Raw genomic sequence first — 19,671 nt, 5'->3', positions numbered from 1 at the left:
TAGACTTCAGGCAGCTTTGCGAAAGACTGCCATTTGCGACGGGCCCCCCAAAAGCGGATGCGCCCCTCCAAGATCGGACATATCCACATCATAGCCGCACCGTCCGGCCACCCTCGATGCCCAAGCGCAAAATTCGGAGCGATCCCATTCGAAACGATGATCGGGATGGCGAAAACGGTGCGACGGCACCCCTAAAAGATCATTGAACTCCCGATTGGGTGTGCTGATCAGGATGGTTGCGGGCATAAGCTGGATAAACACCGCTTTTTCCAGCCGCGATAGATCCGAAGGCGCGATATGTTCGATGGTTTCGCACATCACCGCCAAATCGATCTGCCGGTCATGCTCTTGCGGCTCGATCATTGAGCCAAGCCTTATGGTCACCCGCTCTCGCAAATCGGCATCAAAAGCCGCAAGCCGGTGCCTTAAGGCTTCAATCGCGGCTCTGGACTGGTCGATACCGATAATCCGCTCGATAGACCGGTCTTTCACCAGATCCAGAAGCAAGGCCCCATCGCCGCAGCCCAAATCCATCACGGATCGCGGTTTCATTTTGCGGATCGCATCCAAGATGATTTGAAGCCGGGCACGATGAAGATCGCTGGTCATAAAAAAATGCCCAAATTATATGCTCTTTCGCACCATCCAAAAGATATGCTTTCGCGTGCCATAGGCATTTGTTTGTGGCGCACAAACAATGCGGCTGTTAAGAGCGAGCATTGCCATTCCCCATTTGGAGCCTGTTATGCTGAACGCTGTATTGTTCATTATATGCGTACTGATCTGGGGGTCTACATGGTATGCCATCAAATTCCAGTTTGGCATCGTACCCATTGAATGGTCGGTGGCCTATCGCTTTTTTCTCGCCGCCATTTTGTTGCTTGGCTGGTGTATCATCACCCGCCGCCGTTTGCGCTTTTCATGGTCCGACCATGCCGTATTCGCAGGGCTTGGGGCCTTGTTATTCTGTCTCAATTATGTGCTTTTATATTGGGGCACCAGCTATCTGACCTCTGGCCTTGTGGCAGTGATTTTCTCCATGATGTCGCTGGCCAATCAAGTGAATGGCGCCCTATTATTACGGATCCGTATCGAACCGAAAGTGCTGGTGGGCGCCTTATGCGGGCTTTCCGGCCTCGGGCTGATTTTCGCGCCGGAATTTGCCAAAATCAGCGGCAATGATGGCTTGGTTGCCGGCATTGTTTTGTGCCTTTTGGGCACGCTGTCTGCTTCCTTCGGCAATACATTGGCGGCCACCGAACGGGGCAAAAATTTTCCCCTTTTTGCCTTTAACGGCTATGCCATGTTGTATGGCAGCGCCCTGATGGCACTTTATGCCGTGCTAACGGGAACACCACCGGCGCTGGACCTTGGTGTGGGCTATGTGGTGTCTTTTCTCTATCTCACAGTTTTCGGCACGGTGGCGGGCTTCACGATTTATCTTACCCTTCTCAAAACATGGGGCTTGGGCCGCACGGCTTATGTGGCCATTGCCATTCCATTGGTGGCTCTGGCCATTTCCACGATCTTTGAAAATTATCAATGGACGCCGCTGGCTGTGGCCGGTGTCGGGCTGGTTCTGGCGGGCAATCTGATGTTGATCCGCAAAAGACGCCCGGCCCCTATGGCCACAGACTCCCTATGCAATCCGGAAAAGCCGGTGGCCTGATTTTAGCCGGCTTGCAATTGTCCGTAAATCTGTTCAAGGGCGGCCACCAATGCCGCCACCACCACATCAATTTCCGCCTCGGTGATGATAAAGGGCGGGCAAATCACCAGAGAATTTCCAGTGGCGCGCACGATCACCCCCTGCATCAGGGCCGCATTGGCCACATGGGAGCACAGGCCCAGTTCCAAAGGATAATGTGACCGGCTTTTCCGGTCGCGCACCAGTTCGATCCCCGCCAAAAGCCCCATCCCGCGCACTTCGCCCACCAAAGGATGGTCGCCAATGGCGGTGTTCAACTTGCTATGCAAAACGGCACCCATTTTTGCAGCCCGCTCCACCAGCCCTTCTTGTACGATGATATCGAGATTTTTAAGCGCCACCGCACAGGCCACCGGATGACCTGACGTGGTGAACCCATGCTGAAATGCGCCGCCCTGTTGCAAGGTCATCTCGGCCACTTTATCGCTGATCACCGCGGCCGCAATGGGCATATAACCTGAAGACAAGCCCTTGGCGAGGGTCATGAAATCCGCCTCGATCCCGTAATGGTTTTGGGCAAACCAGTGCCCGGTGCGGCCAAATCCCGTCACCACCTCATCGGCGATCAGCAAAATCCCTTCTTGCTTGCAAATGGCGACAATTTCCGGCCAATAGCTTTCGGGCGGCATAATCACCCCGGATGTCACCTGAATTGGTTCGGCAATGAACGCCGCCACCTGATCGGCCCCCAATTCCGTAATTTTATCCTTCAGCGATCGAGCGGCTTTTTTCCCATAGGCTTCCGGGTCCAGATCGCCGCCCTGACGGTACCAATAAGGCGCTTCGATATGGCTGACCCCCGAAAGCGGCAAGCCAAAGGCTTCATGCATGGGGGGAAGGCCATTCAGGCTGGTGGTGAACAGGGTAGAGCCATGATAGGCATAATCGCGGGCAATGATGTGCTGGCGGTTCGGCTGCCCTTTGGCACGCCAATAGGCCCGCACCAGTTTCAGGATGCTTTCATTGGCTTCCGACCCGGAATTGGCGAAAAACACATGGTTGAGAGCGCCCGGTGCTGCCTTTGCAATTCTTTCGGCAAGGGCTGCGGCATGGGGATTGGTGGTGGCCTGAAAGCTGTGATAATAGGCCAGATCCTGCATGGCATCGGCCGCGGCTTGCGCCATCTCCTTGCGGCCATATCCCACATTCACGCAACCAAGACCCGCCATGGCATCCAAAAGGCGGATATTGCCCTCCCCCACCAGCATCGAGCCTTCCCCCCGTTCGGCAATGAACGCCCCGCCATTTTGTTGCAAAGCCGAATGGTCGGTGAAGGAATGGACATGGTGCAAGCGATCCGCATCGCGCAGTTGCTGACGCACCATTTGCGCATCATCGGAACCGGCAATGGTGGAACGGGCAGCATTTGAGGCGGAAGCATGCGGGGTGGAGGTCATAACAGTCTTTCATCTCAAGGAAACGGACCGTCCACTAAGCCCTATCATGGCTAATAATATATTAAAGTCGCATCTACCCTTGCCTCCGCCCGTACAATTAGCCCGTCTGAATATAGGCTTTCAGGGAATCGGCCTCCATTTCCGCTTCGGCGATACGCATTTTCACCACATCGCCGATCGACACCATGCCGCACAGTTTGCCTTTTTCCACCACGGGAATATGGCGGAAGCGGCCATCGGTCATCACCGACATCAGATCAGCAACGGAAGCGCCGGGGGTGGTCGTGATCACATTCGCTGTCATGATGGCAGACACCGGCTGATCCAGCAGGCTTGCCCCTTGTCGGGCCAGTTCCCGAACGATATCGCGCTCTGAAAGCACCCCGGCAATCTCACCGTCTTTGGTCAAAACCAGTAAAGCCCCGATACGCTTTTCACCAAGAATGGAGATCGCCGCGGATAGTGCCTCGTCAGGCGAAATACTGACAACCGATCGGCCCTTTTCATTCAGGATCTGCGCTACCGTCATATTTCCCTCCATTTTGAAACCACCTGCATCCTGTTTCCGTATGAAACAAAGGCAGAACCTCGCTTTTCGATTAAAGCTGGGATAAGTATGCTTGATGCGACCCACCAAGGACAAGTATTCAACGACATTTTGCTGGAGAAATAGCCATGACCCCGGATAAACCCTCACGATTTTGGGGCATTGCATCAACCAGCGCCCTGCTTCTCGCCTTTTTTGCGCTGTTGCTCATGCTGGTTCCGGGGCCTTTGGTCAAAGCAGACGCCTTGCCTTTCAGAACCGCCTTCGATGTCATGCGCCGGGCTTTCTATCTGGCCGCAGGGCTTGGTGTTGTCAGCTTTATCGCCCTTCTTATCGCCACCAGCCGGGCCAATGGCCGGACTGTGATCCGGCTTTCAGGGGCGTTGGTGCTGTGCCTGATTGTGGTCAGCGCCCTTTATATGATGCGCCGCGATGCCGCATCCCATGTGCCGATCCATGATGTTACAACAGATTTGATTGATCCGCCGCGCTTCACTGTGATCACGCCCCGAATTGAAAACCCGCTGATCGTTCCCGATCGGGGGCGCAAAGATCTGGCGGCCGTTCCCCCTGATGTGCGCTGGCGGATCTATCACAAGGAAGCCTATGGCACGTTGGCGCCGCTGTTTTTGGACAGTTCGGTTGAAGACACCATGGCGCGCGCTAGGCAAGCTGCCCGAAAGATGGGATGGGAAATTGCCCATTTTTCGGTCGCGGATGGGCGGCTGGAAGCCACGGATACGACTTCATGGTTTGGTTTCAAGGATGATATTGTGGTGCGTATTCGCATGGAAAAGGGACAGTCCCGTGTGGACGTGCGGTCTGTCTCCCGCATCGGAATCAGCGATCTGGGCGCCAATGCCAAGCGTGTGAGACATTTTTTGGAAACCCTCTCTCAACAAGGCCAAGATTCATGAAAAACGCCATGACCGTTGTTATTCTCAGTGTGTTGCTGGCAGCCGTGGGCATCACCACCTTTATCGTTTTGAACGAATTGACCGCCGTGACTTTAAGCATGCATGGCTATATCGCTTTGGGCTTGGGGATCGGCTTCACCCTGATCCTGGGTTGCGCTTTGATGTATCTGGTGTTTTATTCGTCGCACTCAGGCCATGATGCTTCGGCGCAAAGCAAACTCGAAGATTAAATCACCGCTCTTTTTTTTCTGAACACTCTACGGATGGACCGAATGGAAATCGCCTCTTTTCAGGATTTCTGGACGCTTGTTGTTGATGTCTGGAAAAACGGCCTCTTCGGTATACCTCTTTCCAACGGCCTGATCGCTCTCGGCATTTTTACACTGTTCATGCTGTTCCGCAATTTGATGACCCGCTTTGTTCTGGCGACCATCAAGAGAGCTGCCACGCGCACGAAAACCGATATTGATGATCGGGTGGTCGAAGCCATTACCGATCCTATACGGTTCATCCCTGTGGTGATGGGGGTTTTCTTTGCCACAAGCGTGCTCGATATGAGTGCGGACATGACGGCGTTCTTTTACAATCTGAACCGCTCTCTTGTAGCCTTTACATTGTTCTGGATTTTATATCGCGCGGCCACCCCCATGGGCACAGTGTTGAAGAACGCACCGCGCGGCTTCCTCACCTCGGCAATGGTCGAATGGCTTGTAAAGGCCGCCAAGATCGCTTTTTTCCTACTGGGGGCCGCCACAATTTTAGAATTATGGGGCATTGCCGTTGGCCCGATCATCGCAGGGCTTGGCCTGTTTGGTGTTGCCGTGGCGCTGGGTGCACAGGATCTGTTCAAGAATTTGATCGCCGGACTGTTTGTAATTGGTGAAAAACGCTTCTTTACAGGCGATTGGATCCAAGTGGACGGCGTTGTGGAAGGCACTGTCGAACATATCGGCTTTCGCACCACCATGGTCCGGCGGTTCGACAAAGCTCCCGTGTTCGTGCCCAATTCCAAATTGTCCGATAATGCGGTCACCAATTTCCAACGCATGACCCACCGCCGCATCAAATGGATCATCGGCGTTGAATATCGCACCACGAAAGAGCAATTGCGCACCATCCGCGACGCCATTGAAGCGGCCATCTTAGAAAATGACGACTTTGCCCATCCGCCAGAGGTGCCAACCTTTGTGCGCATTGATGCCTTTTCCGACAGTTCCATCGACATCTTGCTCTATTGCTTCACCCGCACCACCAATTGGGGCGAATGGCTGGCAATCAAAGAAAAACTGGCTCTGCAGATCAAAGACATCGTTGAGGGTGCAGGCACCGGCTTTGCCTTTCCCAGCCGGTCGCTTTATCTGGAAACGCTGCCCGATGCGCCGGAGCCGTTCCCCCTGAGCCTGCAAAAACAGGCCGATGCCGGTGACGCAAGCGCCCCCGCATCAGCGCCGAATACCCCCAGAACATAGAGAAAACGGGCTCTGGCCCAGATGCAAGGATTTCTTATGGCAAGCAAACGCGATCCCGTTATCCGCACCGCGCCTCGTTTGGCCGATCTGAATTTGAATGGCCATATCTTCGGCGGCTGGCTGCTGTCGCAAATGGATATTGCGGGTGGCATTACCGCCAGCCAAAGGGCGGGCGGTGCCGTGGCCACCGTGGCTGTGGAAGCCATGAAATTTCACCGCCCCGTGCATGTGGGCGATCTGGTGAGCTGCTATGCCGAGATCAAATCCGTAGGATGCACATCCATGCATGTGAATGTGGAAGTCTGCGTGAGCCGGCGCGGCATCGACGAGGAATTTCCGGTGACCGAAGGCACCTTCATCTTCGTGGCCGTGGATCAAAATGGCAATCCCCGTCCGGTGGATACAGACTAGGGCACGGGCGCCTCTTCGGCATGGCGGGCCGCACATGGACCACAAAGGCCATGCACTTCAATGGTTTGGCGGGTAATTTCAAAGCCATGTGATGCGGCCTCATCTGCCACAGCGTGCACCACATCCGTCCCCGTCAGTTCAATAACAATAGAACAGGCATCGCAGATCAGAAACTGGCTGCTATGCTGCCCCCCCGGCTGCGGACATCCCACATAGGCATTTAGCGATTCAATGCGGTGGATCAGGCCGTTTTCCAGCAAAAAATCCAAAGCCCGATAGATGGTGGGTGGGCGCACTGCCCGCCCCGGCCCGGAGAGCTGTTCCAAAAGATCATAAGCCTTAACAGCCGCATGATCGCCCCAGATCAACTCCAGAACCTTTTGCCGCGTTTCGGTAAGCCGCACCCCGCGACGCGCGCAAATCCTTTGTGCCTCCGCCAATGCATCGGACGAGCATTGCGCGTGGTCATGCGGATATTCCGGCTTTGCAGGCATAAGCGGCATCGGTGGCATATCTCCTTTTGATCAGCGGCAAGCTTAAACAATCGATGGTCGCATCTCTACCCAATTTCCCTTCCTTCACAGAAATATGGCGGGGATGCAGTCAAGACTTGACGTAAGTGTGATAATATAACATTACAAAAGCCCTGTCACAAAAAAAGGGATGCCGGTTCATGCGCTCTCACCACACCAGATTATTGCTCGGCGCCATACTCACCGGGGCATCTGTTGCCCCTGACGTTTTGGCAAACACTGCAGAATTGCAGCAAGATCGCCCCTTGGAAAGCCAATCCGACCAAACCCATCTGGGCCATAACACGGGCGGGCTGGAAGAAATCATCGTCACCGCCCATCCCGGTGCGCGATCACGTTATGATGTGTTGCAAGGCACCTCGGTTCTGACCGGTGAGGATCTGGAACAAGCGGTGCGGGCCACCATTGGCGACAGTCTCGACCGTTTGCCGGGCTTATCCCAAACCGCCTTCGGCCAAGGGGCCAGCCGTCCGGTGATCCGGGGGCTTTCCGGTGACCGCCTGCGCGTTTTGATCAATGATCTGGGCAGTTTCGATGCATCGACCACCAGCCCCGATCATGCGGTGGCGCTGGATCTTTCCGCCGCCAAGCGGATCGAAGTGGTGCGCGGCCCCGCCACCTTGATCTATGGGGCCAATGCCATTGCAGGCGTTGTGAATGTCACCGACAATCGGGTGCCGCGCACCCTTCCAGAAGACGGAAAAGCAGACGGGTTCATACGGTCCAGCTATGGCACCAATGCCGATGAAGTGGTGAATAGCGGCGCCCTTGATCTGAATATCACCGGCGGGTGGATGGCCCATCTGGACGGCTTTTACCGCAATCATCGGGATTTCACAGCGCCGGGATTTTTACGCTCCGAGCAAGAGCGCCTCGACAATCCCTTGCCCGAAGGCGAGGACGAGCCGTTTGGCCGTGCCAATAATTCCGGCATTGAAAGCTGGGGCGGCACAGGCGGGCTTTCCTATGTGGGAGACAATGGCTTTATCGGCGCATCGATAAGCCATCTGGACACTGTTTACGGCATCCCCGTTGCCCTTGAAGGCGAAGAAGGAGAAAGCGAAGAGGAAGAAGGCGTTCGTATCGACATCGAACAACTGCGCGTTGACGTGATCGGTGAATGGACAAAGCCCTTTGCAATCTTTGAAAAGGCCAGCATGCGTTTTGGCTATGGCGATTATGATCAGGCCGAGTTGGAAGGCGATGAAATCGGCACCCTGTTTTTAAACGAAGAATGGGAAGCACGGCTGGACCTGACCCAAAAGAACAGACATGGATGGTCCGGCACCAGCGGCGTGCATTTGCGCAGCCGCGATTTTGAAGCCATTGGTCTGGAAGCCTTCGTGCCGCCCAATGAAACGATGCAATGGGGGCTTTACAGCTATCAAAGCATCGAAACCGGCGCTTGGCATGTGGATGCGGGCCTGAGACTGGATCGTCAGACGGTTGAATCCGTCACACAATCCATTGATCGCAGCTTCACCGGCATCAGCCTGTCTGCGGGTGTTTCCTATGATCTGGGGGCGGGATTTTTGATCGGAGCCAATGGCTTTCGCACCGAGCGCGCCCCCAATGCCGACGAGCTGTTCTCCAATGGGCCCCATCTGGCCAGCTTCACCTTTGAACTCGGCGATGAAACTTTGGGGGAGGAAACAGCCAAAGGGTTGGAACTCAGCCTGAAAAAGAACAGTGGGGCGCTGACATTCATCCTGAATGGCTTTTATACCGCCTATGATGATTTCATCTTCGAACGCTTTACCGGCGAGACAGAGGATAATTTGCCTGTAGCGCAATTTTCCGCCACCCAAGCGCGTTTTTACGGGCTGGAAATGGAAGCGGATTATCTGCTGTGGCAATCCGGTGAACGGGCCATCAAGCTCAATGCCGTCTTTGATATGGTGGAAGCCAAAAACCGCAGCGAGGGCACCCCTTTGCCGCGTATTCCCCCCTTGTCCGTCCAATTGGGGGCCGAGTATCAAAGCCATTGGTTCGATATTCACCTATCTGGTGAATATGCAGCAAAACAAAACGATATTGCCGCCTTTGAACGGCCCACCGATGATTATTTCGTGTTGGGAACCACCGTGTCCATCCATCCCTTTGATGGACGCGATATCACCTTGATGATCGAAGGACGCAATTTGACCGACAGCGATATTCGCTATCACACCAGCTTCCTGAAAGATTTGGTGCCGGCACCGGGCCGCTCTATCCGCTTTACACTGCGGGCCGGTTTCTAACGCATTTCATGCCAAAATCCTGCGGGCGGCGGCCCTTATGAAAACCGCCGCCCGCAAGCCTTTCCAGCCATTCAATCGGCTTCGACTTCCAAGCCGAAGGCTTCCAGCCCATCGGCCAGATAGACCGCCACCAAAGGCGTGGACAGCAGATATTCGGATGTGGCGTGGGTTGCCTCGCGGCTGGCATCACGCCGGGCCTGTTCAAGCTCATCTGGACCGAATGTGCCTCGTCCCACCCACATCAGAACCACCAGATCGATCCGTTCTTCTTCGTTCAGATCGTCGATAAGCAAGGCCAGTTCATTGAAATCGGCTTCCGCACCACGGCGTTCGGTGACATCCACATCACTGTCATCATCTTGCGGCATATCCGCATAGGCTTCCTGCGCCCGTTCAATGATGTGCGATACGGTGCTTACCGTGACATTAAGCAGACTTTCATCGTCTTCCAATTGCCCTGAGGGGCTTTTGCCGGGGATCATAGACACTCCTTTCGTCAAACGAAGCGCTACAGCGATCTATTATGCCAGCGCCTAAACTCCACCGGATGCACTAAAAGCAATATCGGCTTGCTGCCTGGTTTTCTTGTCCTGCATACGATTCACCTTGTCTTTCAACTGCCGTTTTGCGGCGGCGAAGGCATCATGCACGGCCTTGTACGCATCTTCATGCACAGATTTCGGGCCGGATTCATGGCTGACCGTCACATCATCAAGACCGGCCATGGTCAGATGGATATGAACGCTGAATTTTTGAGACTTTCCTTCATGACGGTGGGGCAATTCCACCGTGACCGTACCACCGGTGATGCGATCGAAAAATCGCGCCAGCTTTTCCGATTCCGCGCGAATGCGCTTTTCCAGACTATCGGAATGGTCAAGACCGCGAAAAACCACAGACAAGGCATTTGAAGACATGGATGCTCTCCTCTCCTTGGATATCGGTCATATGATGTCACCAGCATGAACCCTTCCCTTCATAAAGGTCAATCCATGCCGCATGCTTTTCGGATACGCCTCCTTATAATCACAGTGCAAAAAACGCCTATTCCCCACCAAATAGCGTGAATGCCGCATGGGTCATGGCCGCAACCCCGGTTTTGATGGTCGGTTCAGGCAAAGGTGCGAAATAAGGCGAATGTAGAGACGGCAACGAAATCTCGCCGCGACGGGCCGCCGCCACCCTTTCCGGCTCGACCGCGCCCAACCAGAAAATCACGCTGGGGATGCCTTCACGGCCATAGCGCCCGAAATCCTCTCCCCCCATGACCGGATTGCTTTCCACCACATTTTCCGCCCCCAGATGGTCCGACAAAGCCTTTGCCAAGCGATTGGTAAGCTGCGGATCATTATAGGTGGCCGGTGTATATTCATCTTTCACCTCGACCACCGGCAGCAGATCACCGGGAAGGCCGAACGCGCGGGCCGTATTATGGGCAATGCGTTCGATCGCATTAAGCACATGGGCGCGGGTTTCATCGGAATAGCTCCGCACCGTAAGCTGCATCTTCACCTGATCGCTGATCACATTGTGCTTGGCACCGCCATGGATGGAGCCGACAGTCACCACCACCGAATCCTGCGGATTCACTTCACGGCTGGCAATGGTTTGCAGCCCCATCACGATCTGGCTGGCAAGAACGATCGGGTCTTTGGTGCTGTGGGGATAGGCCCCATGGCCGCCCACACCCTTCACCGTGATGTCCACCGAATCCACATTGGCCAGCGCAAAGCCCGGCACATAGGCAATCCGCCCCGCTTCCAAAGAAGAACTGACATGGAGCGCGATATTATAATCAGGGCGGGGAAAGCGCTGGAACAATCCGTCTGAGATCATCGCTTTGGCCCCGGCTCCGCGCTCTTCCGCCGGTTGGCCTATCATCACCAAAGTTCCGGACCATTGATCTTTCATGGCCGCCAGACGCCGCGCCGTACCCACAAACACCGTCATGTGCACATCATGACCGCAAGCGTGCATCACATGCACGTCCTGACCGTTTTGCTCCACAGCCGTAACGCTTGACGCATAAGGTTTTCCGGTCATTTCCTGCACCGGCAACGCATCCATATCGGCGCGAATCAATAATGTTGGTCCTTCGCCATTTTTCAAAACACCCACAAGGCCGTGCCCTCCCACATTGGGCGTCACCTCGAAGCCCAATGATTGCAGCTCTTCTGTCATCCGTGCTGCCGAATTGGCCTCTTGGAAGGAAAGTTCGGGATTGGCATGAAGATGCGTATACAGATTTTCCAGATAGACATAATCCGATGCCACGGCCTTGTGGATTTCTGCATCCGTCTGGCTTTGGGCGGCAAGTGGCGCAGACGCCAAAAGCAAAGCAGGGACAATCAGTGATCTCCAGCGGTCCGACATGGTTTGTGTCTCCCCTTTTGTGGTGTCGCAAGCACGATCAGGCTGCAAGGCGGCTTCAGGATGGCGTGCCATTTGCAGTCTGTCAAAGCGGCTCTTGACCCCAAGCCTTCCCCGCGCGAGGCTGACACCCCGTTTTCAGCCGAACAAAGTCCATGGCCAGCCAGAACGCGCATCATCATAACCATCCGCACCATCACCATTCCGGCCCCATAGACAGCCGCAATGAACGGCGCACCTTTTGGGCCATGCTTTTAATCGCCGGTTTCATGCTGGTAGAGGTGGCAGGCGCCCTGTTTTCCGGCTCCTTGGCCCTTTTGGCCGATGCGGGGCATATGCTGACCGATGCGGCGGCCCTTGCTTTGGCATGGACAGCCTTTCGCCTGTCGCGCAGGCCCACCGATCATGCCAAAACCTATGGCTATTACCGGTTCGAGGTGGTGGCCGCCTTCATAAACGGCCTTGCTCTGCTGATTTTGGTCGGATGGATACTTTGGGAAGCGGTGGAGCGCCTGATCACCCCGCCCCCGGTGCTGGGTGGGCCAATGCTGGCTGTGGCGATTGTCGGCCTCCTGGTCAATCTGGTGGCCTTTCGCATGTTGCACGGGGCGGATCAGGACAATCTCAATATCCGCGCCGCTTTATGGCATGTCATTGGCGATATTCTTGGCTCCATTGCCGCCATCATCGCCGGTCTTGTGATTGTGTACACCGGATGGACCCCCATCGACCCGATCCTGTCCTTGCTGGTGGCGATGCTTTTGGTGCGGGCGGGATGGTCTTTGACAAAACGCACCCTGAATATCCTGATGGAAGGCGCGCCGGAACATCTGGATCTTGATGAATTGCGCGACAAGCTAATCCAGACCATCCCGCAGGTGACCGGTGTGCATCATTTGCATGTGTGGCTGTTAACGATGGAACGCCCCATGCTGACCGTTCATATCGAAATCAACACCAAAGACAATACCGACGACACTCTGATACGCATCAAGAGATTTCTGTCAGACCACTATGGCATCACCCATTCCACCATCCAGATCGAACGCGAAGGATGTGCCGATCACCCGTATGATTAGGATCAGCCCCTAAGCCCTAGTTTTCTTCGGCCTCTTCTGCTTCTTTGCGTTCCCAATCGATACGGTAAAGATCATAGCGCCGGTCCTTGAGATTGGTCACCGTTCCCGAATTGCGCGCCCGCACCAGATCATCCAGATGCAGATCGGCAAAGGCCACGGTTTCCGAATTGGGGGTGGTATCGGCGGCAATACCATCACGGGCAAAGGGAAAGTCGCACGGGGTCAAGATGCAGCTTTGGGCATATTGAATGTCCATATTTTCCACATTGGGCAAATTCCCCACATTGCCCGCCAAAACCACATAGCTTTGATTTTCAACGGCGCGAGCCTGGGCGCAATAACGCACCCGCAAATAGCTTTGCCGTTCATCGGTGCAAAAAGGCACGAACAGGATCAAGGCGCCCTGATCCACCAAGCGGCGCGCCAATTCCGGGAATTCGCTATCATAGCAAATCAGCACCCCGATCATGCCGCAATCGGTGGGAATGGCCGCCACTTTCGAGCCGCCTTTGATATTCCACCAAAACCGTTCATTGGGCGTGGGATGGATTTTATCCTGCGCGTGTACCGCGCCATCGCGCAAAAACACATAGCTGATGTTTTTCACATCCCCATTATCCATGCGCACCGGCGTCGAGCCACCGATGATATTGATATTGAGGCGCATGGCCATATCCCGCAATGTTTCGCGAAATTGCGCGGCATATTTTGTCAGGGCTTCGATGCCTTCTTGCGGGGTCAGTTTCTTTGGCTCGGCAGACAAAAGCTGCAGCGTGAACAATTCCGGGAACACCACGAAATCGGCATGATAATCGCTGGCCACCTCGGCGAAATACGCCACATTGCTCAAAAACCCGTCAAAGGATGTAACCGCACGCATTTTCATCTGGACCGTGGCCACCCGCACCGGACGCCCGCCAGACCGGGTGCTGTGCACGCCTTTGGTCTGCTCGGTATTGGCGATATCGGGATTGCGCCATTCCATCAAGGCTGCAAAGCCCATGCTTTCTTTGTCCATGGGCAGATAATTCTTCAATATCCGCACCGGTTTGAAGCCATTGCGCAATTGAAATCCCAAAACGGAATCACGCACCTGCCGGTTTTCTGCCGCTTCCAGATAGGCTTCCGGACTTGAAAAGCGGCGGCGACGGCGGGCATAGCCGGGCATCCGTCCGGCAAATACAATTCCTTTGATTTTCAGCTCTCGCACCAGCTTTTTGCGGGCATCATAAAGCCTTTGGCCGATTTTCAGGCCGCGCGCATCGGGGTCCACGGCCACTTCCATGCCATAGAGCACATCCCCGTCGGGATCATGGCGCGAAGCAAAGCCATTGCCCGTGATTTCCGACCAACTATGAGGCTTGAGCGCAATATCTTCACTGACAAGAAACGTAAGGCACACCCCCACGATCGCCCCGTCATAAAGAGCAACGAACTGCCCCTGCGGAAAGCGACTCAAAGGGCCTCGCAGATTTTCCGGCACCATGGTTTCCATGGTGGGATAGGCTTTTTTCAACAAAGCCACGATCGCGTCGATATCCGCGAACTGCGCTTGCCGTACGAATAATGTACGCTTTTTCGTCTGGTCCGCCATTATATTTTCCTTCGGGACAATCCCAAGCCACTGTCATTTCACATAGATTCCGCAATAGGATCTCATATTGATATCTTTGTGTCTGCCGACCAATAACAAGTAGCATTGCGATCTGGTCCATTCTTCGGCTAGTCTTTAAAAGGACTCAAATAAGAAATTGCGATCCGGCAAAAGCCAGACACTCTCAAGGGACATGTTTCATGCGCATCTTTCTTCTGTTGCCCCTGCTTTTTGTAGCGGCCTCCGCCTTTGCACACCCCATACAGCAAACCAAAAACGGCCATCATGATGCCTTCCGTCAGATGGAAGAAATCTGGCCCACACCCACAAGCTATCGCGCAGGATCGGGTGCGCCCGGCCATGCCTATTGGCAACAGGAAGCCGATTATAAGATCCGCGTTTCCATTGATGATGAAACACAAACCCTGACCGGTTCCGAAACCATCACATACAAGAACAATTCACCCGATACATTGTCTTATTTGTGGCTGCAACTGGACCAGAACCGCTTTGCCAAGCATTCCAATGCCTGGGCAACGCTGACCCAGGCCTCGAAAACCGATATGAGCATGAACGCCTTGCGTATGCTGATGATCGCCGATGAAGGCACGCTTGGTCACAAGATCACATCCGTAAAAGACAAAAATGGTGCATCCCTGCCCCATATCGTGCGCGACACAGTGATGCGCATTGATCTGCCCACGCCTTTGGCGGCCGGGGAAACCATGGAATTTTCCATCGACTGGCACTATAAAATCCCCGAAGGCAAAGCCATGAGCGCCCGGGGCGGCTGGGAATATTTCAAGGACGATGGCAATTACGTCTATTTCATCGCCCAATGGTTCCCCCGCATGGTGGCCTATACCGATGTGCATGGCTGGAACACCAAGGCATTCCTTGGTCGTGGCGAATTCACCCTTGAATTTGGCAATTATGATGTGGAAATCACCGTTCCGGCCGACCATATCGTGGCCTCTACCGGCGTTTTGCAAAATCCTCAAGATGTGCTGAGCAAAAAGCAACGCGATCGTTTGGAAAAAGCCAAAACCGCCAAAAAGCCCGTTTTCATCGTCACCCGTGAAGAAGCCGAAGACAATCAAAAAGAAGGCACCGACAAAACCCGCACATGGCATTTCAAGGCGGAAAATGTGCGTGATTTTGCCTTTTCCTCCAGCCGTAAATTCGTCTGGGATGCCCAGGGCCATAAAGAACGTGATGGCCGTATCGTCATGGGCATGTCTTTCTACCCCATCGAAGGCATGCCTTTGTGGGACAAATATTCCACCCCGGCGATCTTGCAGACATTGGAAACCTATGGCCGCATGACCGTGCCTTATCCCTATCCGGTGGCGATTTCCGTCAATGGCCCTATCGGCGGCGGCATGGAATATCCCATGATCTCCTCCAATGGTCCGCGCCCTGAAGAAGACGGTACCTATTCCCGCCGCGCCAAATATGGCCTGATCGGCGTGGTGATCCATGAAGTGGGGCATAACTGGTTCCCCATGATCGTCAATTCCGACGAGCGCAACTGGACATGGATGGACGAGGGCCTGAATTCCTTCTTGCAATTTTTGGCAGAGCAGGAATGGGAAGAAGATTATCCCTCGCGTCGGGGCCATGCCTACGACATCGTGGACTATATGATCTCACCCAATCAGGTGCCGATCATGACCCAATCGGAATCGATCCTGCAATTTGGCAATAATGCTTATGGCAAACCCGCCATTGCGCTCAACATCCTGCGTGAAACGGTCATGGGCCGCGAAGCCTTCGATTTCGCTTTCCGCGAATATGCGCAACGCTGGTGGTTCAAACGCCCCATGCCTGCGGATTTCTTCCGCACCATGGAAGATGCCAGCGGCATCGATCTGGACTGGTTCTGGCGGGGTTGGTTCTATAGCACCGACCATGTGGATATCAGCCTCGATCAGGTGACACGCGCCACCATCGACACCAAAAACCCCGATGTGGAAGCCGCATGGAAGCGCGACCAAAAAGCCGCCCTGCCACGGTCCATCACCGCACAACGCAATGATGGCATGGAACGGCGCACCGACCGTGAACCGGACTTGCTGGATTTCTACAACGAGCATGATGAATTCACCGTCGCGCCGAAAGACCGCAAAGGCTATGAAAAGCTGATGGCGGATATGGAACCATGGGAAAAAGAACTGCTGAACCTCGGCTCCAATCTTTATTTCCTTGATTTCAGCAATAAGGGCGGGCTGGTCATGCCTCTCATCCTTGGGATCGATTATGAAGATGGCAGCCATGAGACCCGCAGAATCCCCGCGGAAATCTGGCGCAGCAATCAATCCCATGTGACCAAGCTGATTGTTACGGACAAAACCATTCGCCAGATCAGCCTTGATCCCAACCGGGAAACCGCTGATGCCGATACGTCCAACAACTATTGGCCCAGAAAGCCCGTGGAAACACGTCTGGAACTGTTCAAGCGCAAGCAAGGACAGAACCTGATGCAGAAAATGCAGGACGATGGCAGCGACGACAAAGAGGGTGACAATCAATGAAGGCAGGTCGCATTCTTGTCAGTCTTGCCTTAAATGCCGCCCTTGCCTTCCCGGTTTTCGCCGATGCAGTGGTGCAGTCCAAAGCAGGACACCATGATGCTTTCCGTCAGATGGAAGAGGTTTGGCCCACACCCACCGAGGTGCGGGCCGCCTCTGGCGCACCGGGGCATGAATATTGGCAGCAATTTGTCCAATATGACATTGATGTGCGGCTTGATGATGCCACCAGGCGCATCGAGGGGCGTGCGGCCATTTCCTATGAAAACCGCTCGCCTGATCCATTGTCCTATCTATGGCTGCAGATGGATCAGAACCGCTTCAAGCGCCATTCCGTGTCGCAAGAAAGCCGTGATGATCCCTTGGGGAAAAGCATCCCCATCACCCGTATGGCTGAAATCACCATCGTTGAAGACGGCGATTTCGGCTATGACATCAAATCCATAAGCGATGGAAAGGGGAACGCCCTTCCCCATAGCGTTGTAGACACCATGATGCGGGTGGATCTGCCAACGCCCTTGATGCCGGGAGAAACGGCGGAGCTTGTTGTGGAATACGGTTTCAACATCGTTTCCGCCAAGCATGTGTCGAACCGCACCGCCTATGAAATTCTTGAGAATGGCAGTCCCAATTACTTCATTTCCATGTGGTATCCACGCTTGGCCGCCTATACCGATTATGCCGGCTGGATCGTAAAGGCCTTTCTTTATGGCGAACCGGCACTGGATTTTGCCGATTTCGATGTCTCCATCGAGGTGCCGGAAAATTTCACCGTTTCTGCTACCGGGGTTTTGCAAAACCCGGATGCTGTCTTGAGCCGCGCTGAACGCGACCGTTTGGAAGATGCCAAAACTGCCAAAAAGCCGGTTTTCATCATCACCCCGCAAGAAGCGCAAGACCGCACGGCCAGGGAAAATGGCGATAGCCGCATCTGGCACTATAAAGCCGAAAATGTGCGCGATTTCGCCTTTGCCGCCTCGCCATCCTTTATCTGGGATGCCAAGGGGTTTGAAACCGCAGACGGCCGCACGGTGATGGCGCAATCCCTTTATCCGCCCGAAGCAGAGCCTTTGTGGAGCCGCTATTCCACCGAAGCAATCCTGCAAACGCTGGAAACCTATGGCCGCATGACCATGGATTATCCCTATCCCCATGCCACCTCTATCAATGCGCCGATCCGGTCGGGCATGGAATACCCCATGCTGGCCGCCAATGCGCCACGTCCTGAAAAAGACGGCACCTATTCCCGCCGGACCAAATACGGCCTGATCGGCGTGGTGATCCATGAAGTGGGACATAACTGGTTCCCCATGATCGTCAATTCCGACGAACGGCACTGGCTCTGGATGGATGAGGGGCTGAACTCTTTTCTTGATGAGCTGACCATTCAGGAATGGGAAGAAGATGTTCCCAGCGTACGCAGCGAACCGCGCCATCTGGCCCGCTTGATGACCCGGCCAAATCAGCAACCGATCATGACCCAATCCGATGCCTATATAAATCGCGGCATCACCGGCTATGCCAAGGTGGCCGCTGCCCTAACTGTTCTGCGTGAAACAGTGATGGGCCGCGAGGCTTTCGATACCGCCTTCAAGGAATATGTCAGCCGTTGGGCTTTCAAGCGTCCGCAACCTGCGGATTTCTTCCGCACCGTGGAAGATGCCAGCGGCATCGATCTGGACTGGTTCTGGCGCGGTTGGTTCTATAGCACCGACCATGTGGATATCAGCCTCGATCAGGTGACACGCGCCACCATCGACACCAAAAACCCCGATGTGGAAGCAGCATGGAAGCGCGATCAGAAAGCCGCCCTGCCACGGTCCATCACCGCACAACGCAATGATGGCATGGAACGGCGCACAGACCGTGAACCGAACTTGCTGGATTTCTACAACGAGCATGATGAATTCACCGTCGCGCCGAAAGACCGCAAAGGCTATGAAAAGCTGATGGCGGATATGGAACCATGGGAAAAAGAACTGCAAAACCTTGGCTCCAATCTTTATTTCCTCGATTTCAGCAATAAGGGCGGGCTGGTCATGCCTCTCATCCTTGGGATCGATTATGAAGATGGCAGCTATGAAGAAAAGCGTATTCCTGCCCAGATATGGCAGCGCAACCAATCCCGTGTGACCAAACTGATCGTTACCGATAAAGAGATCAAAAAGATCGTGCTTGATCCCCATTTGGAAACCGCTGATGCCGATATGTCCAACAACTATTGGCCCGGCAAAGTCGATGATGTGCGCATCGAATTGCAACGGCGCAAAACAACGCCCAATCTGATGCAAAAGATGAACGATGATGACAAGCAGGATTAAAACCGTTTGGGGCCGGGCATCTGCCCTGCCCCTTATCGGGCTGTTGTGCCTGATGCTGGCCATTCCGGCCATGGCGCACAGCTTTTACACCGCGTTGACGCGGCTCAATTACAATGTGCAAGCCCAGACCATCGAGGTCATCCATCGCCTGTCCGCTCATGATATGGAAGCGGTTTTATCCTTTCAGGAAAAGCAGGTGATGAACTTTGAAAAGCATGCACAGCTTGAAGGATTGGCCGGCGATTATCTTATCCGCCATTTCACATTGGATGTGGATGGGAAGGCCATACCGCTTCAATTCATCGGCCTTGAATTTTCCGGCGAGGATTTGATTGGCTATTTTGAAGGGCCCCTGAAAGCAGCGCCCCAAAAGATCGCCATCACCAACCGCATTTTCATTGATGAACTCCCCGGTCAGATAAACACGCTGGTGGCCACTATCGGCGAAAAAACCGGAGCAGCCCGCTTCTCCGAAGGGGAGACGCACAAAATTGTGGACTTTCCCTAATCCGTATCTTGCCCCCCTCCCTGTGAGTCTTTAGATATGGGGGAAA

General features: G+C 54.4%; 18 protein-coding genes. 10 read left to right on the top strand and 8 right to left on the bottom strand.

The window, feature by feature from the left end:
- Positions 1-6 precede the first annotated feature (6 nt).
- Positions 7-609 (bottom strand): methyltransferase, encoded by a 603-nt coding sequence (locus IEX96_RS00220; protein WP_150004562.1) that lies wholly within the window; start codon positions 607-609, stop codon positions 7-9.
- A gap of 136 nt (positions 610-745) precedes the next feature.
- On the opposite strand from IEX96_RS00220, the gene IEX96_RS00215 reads away from it, so the two are divergent.
- Entirely contained in the window at positions 746-1,669 is a 924-nt protein-coding gene (locus tag IEX96_RS00215; RefSeq protein ID WP_188873273.1) for a DMT family transporter, read from the top strand.
- 2 nt (positions 1,670-1,671) lie between these two features.
- On the opposite strand, the gene IEX96_RS00210 is transcribed toward IEX96_RS00215, so the two are convergent.
- Both IEX96_RS00210 and IEX96_RS00205 read right to left on the bottom strand, forming a co-directional pair.
- Complete coding sequence (locus IEX96_RS00210; RefSeq protein WP_229773421.1) at positions 1,672-3,105, bottom strand: aminotransferase; 1,434 nt, start codon at positions 3,103-3,105, stop codon at positions 1,672-1,674.
- A gap of 97 nt (positions 3,106-3,202) precedes the next feature.
- A complete protein-coding gene (locus IEX96_RS00205) occupies positions 3,203-3,634 on the bottom strand; it encodes a CBS domain-containing protein (RefSeq protein ID WP_188873272.1) in 432 nt (143 codons plus the stop codon).
- 146 nt (positions 3,635-3,780) lie between these two features.
- Between IEX96_RS00205 and IEX96_RS00200 the strand changes: the two genes are divergently transcribed.
- From IEX96_RS00200 to IEX96_RS00185, 4 genes are read left to right on the top strand one after another with little or no spacing between them, the layout of a single operon-like run.
- Positions 3,781-4,569 (top strand): DUF1499 domain-containing protein, encoded by a 789-nt coding sequence (locus IEX96_RS00200; protein ID WP_150004559.1) that lies wholly within the window; start codon positions 3,781-3,783, stop codon positions 4,567-4,569.
- Entirely contained in the window at positions 4,566-4,799 is a 234-nt protein-coding gene (locus IEX96_RS00195) for a hypothetical protein (protein WP_150002451.1), read from the top strand. The genes IEX96_RS00200 and IEX96_RS00195 overlap by 4 nt, the downstream gene beginning before the upstream one ends.
- Positions 4,800-4,841: 42 nt before the next feature.
- Positions 4,842-6,038 (top strand): mechanosensitive ion channel family protein, encoded by a 1,197-nt coding sequence (locus IEX96_RS00190; protein ID WP_188873271.1) that lies wholly within the window; start codon positions 4,842-4,844, stop codon positions 6,036-6,038.
- A gap of 36 nt (positions 6,039-6,074) precedes the next feature.
- A complete protein-coding gene (locus tag IEX96_RS00185; RefSeq protein WP_150004558.1) occupies positions 6,075-6,449 on the top strand; it encodes an acyl-CoA thioesterase in 375 nt (124 codons plus the stop codon).
- Here the strand turns inward: IEX96_RS00185 and IEX96_RS00180 are convergent.
- Positions 6,446-6,952, bottom strand: coding sequence for a transcriptional repressor (locus IEX96_RS00180; protein WP_229773420.1), 507 nt, complete (start codon positions 6,950-6,952; stop codon positions 6,446-6,448). The two genes, IEX96_RS00185 and IEX96_RS00180, sit on opposite strands and share 4 nt — an antisense overlap.
- Before the next feature lie 170 nt (positions 6,953-7,122).
- Here IEX96_RS00180 and IEX96_RS00175 point away from each other — a divergent pair, with 170 nt between their 5' ends.
- Positions 7,123-9,222, top strand: a complete 2,100-nt coding sequence (locus IEX96_RS00175; RefSeq protein WP_150004556.1) for a TonB-dependent receptor — start codon at positions 7,123-7,125, stop codon at positions 9,220-9,222.
- Positions 9,223-9,293: 71 nt separating this feature from the next.
- Here IEX96_RS00175 and IEX96_RS00170 read toward each other — a convergent pair whose 3' ends face one another.
- The 3 genes from IEX96_RS00170 to IEX96_RS00160 form a co-directional block, all read right to left on the bottom strand.
- Positions 9,294-9,704 carry a DUF3775 domain-containing protein gene (locus IEX96_RS00170; protein WP_150004555.1) on the bottom strand — a complete coding sequence of 137 codons (411 nt, stop codon included), beginning with the start codon at positions 9,702-9,704 and terminating at the stop codon, positions 9,294-9,296.
- A 51-nt stretch (positions 9,705-9,755) separates the two neighbouring features.
- Positions 9,756-10,139, bottom strand: a complete 384-nt coding sequence (locus IEX96_RS00165) for an HPF/RaiA family ribosome-associated protein (RefSeq protein WP_150004554.1) — start codon at positions 10,137-10,139, stop codon at positions 9,756-9,758.
- Positions 10,140-10,266: 127 nt separating this feature from the next.
- Positions 10,267-11,595 (bottom strand): amidohydrolase, encoded by a 1,329-nt coding sequence (locus IEX96_RS00160; RefSeq protein WP_150004804.1) that lies wholly within the window; start codon positions 11,593-11,595, stop codon positions 10,267-10,269.
- 152 nt (positions 11,596-11,747) lie between these two features.
- Between IEX96_RS00160 and IEX96_RS00155 the strand changes: the two genes are divergently transcribed.
- Positions 11,748-12,671 (top strand): cation diffusion facilitator family transporter, encoded by a 924-nt coding sequence (locus tag IEX96_RS00155; RefSeq protein WP_150004553.1) that lies wholly within the window; start codon positions 11,748-11,750, stop codon positions 12,669-12,671.
- Between the two features lie 16 nt (positions 12,672-12,687).
- On the opposite strand, the gene IEX96_RS00150 is transcribed toward IEX96_RS00155, so the two are convergent.
- Complete coding sequence (locus IEX96_RS00150; RefSeq protein ID WP_150000991.1) at positions 12,688-14,265, bottom strand: carbon-nitrogen hydrolase family protein; 1,578 nt, start codon at positions 14,263-14,265, stop codon at positions 12,688-12,690.
- A 200-nt stretch (positions 14,266-14,465) separates the two neighbouring features.
- Here IEX96_RS00150 and IEX96_RS00145 point away from each other — a divergent pair, with 200 nt between their 5' ends.
- The 3 genes from IEX96_RS00145 to IEX96_RS00135 are packed head-to-tail and all read left to right on the top strand — an operon-like array spanning position 14,466 to position 19,625.
- Complete coding sequence (locus tag IEX96_RS00145) at positions 14,466-16,799, top strand: M1 family metallopeptidase (protein WP_150004552.1); 2,334 nt, start codon at positions 14,466-14,468, stop codon at positions 16,797-16,799.
- The gene (locus IEX96_RS00140; RefSeq protein WP_188873269.1) at positions 16,796-19,117 is read left to right on the top strand and encodes a M1 family metallopeptidase; all 2,322 of its coding nucleotides are present in this window, start codon (positions 16,796-16,798) and stop codon (positions 19,115-19,117) included. The genes IEX96_RS00145 and IEX96_RS00140 overlap by 4 nt, the downstream gene beginning before the upstream one ends.
- On the top strand, positions 19,101-19,625 hold the full coding sequence (locus IEX96_RS00135; protein ID WP_150004551.1) for a DUF6702 family protein: 525 nt from the start codon (positions 19,101-19,103) through the stop codon (positions 19,623-19,625). Before IEX96_RS00140 ends, IEX96_RS00135 begins: the two co-directional genes overlap by 17 nt.
- The last annotated feature ends 46 nt before the right edge of the window (positions 19,626-19,671 follow it).

The sequence above is a fragment of the Iodidimonas muriae genome, from assembly GCF_014647255.1.
Lineage (GTDB): Bacteria > Pseudomonadota > Alphaproteobacteria > Sphingomonadales > Rhodothalassiaceae > Iodidimonas > Iodidimonas muriae.
Note: the sequence above shows the minus strand (reverse complement) of the source record. Positions and strands in the feature narration are given on the sequence as shown.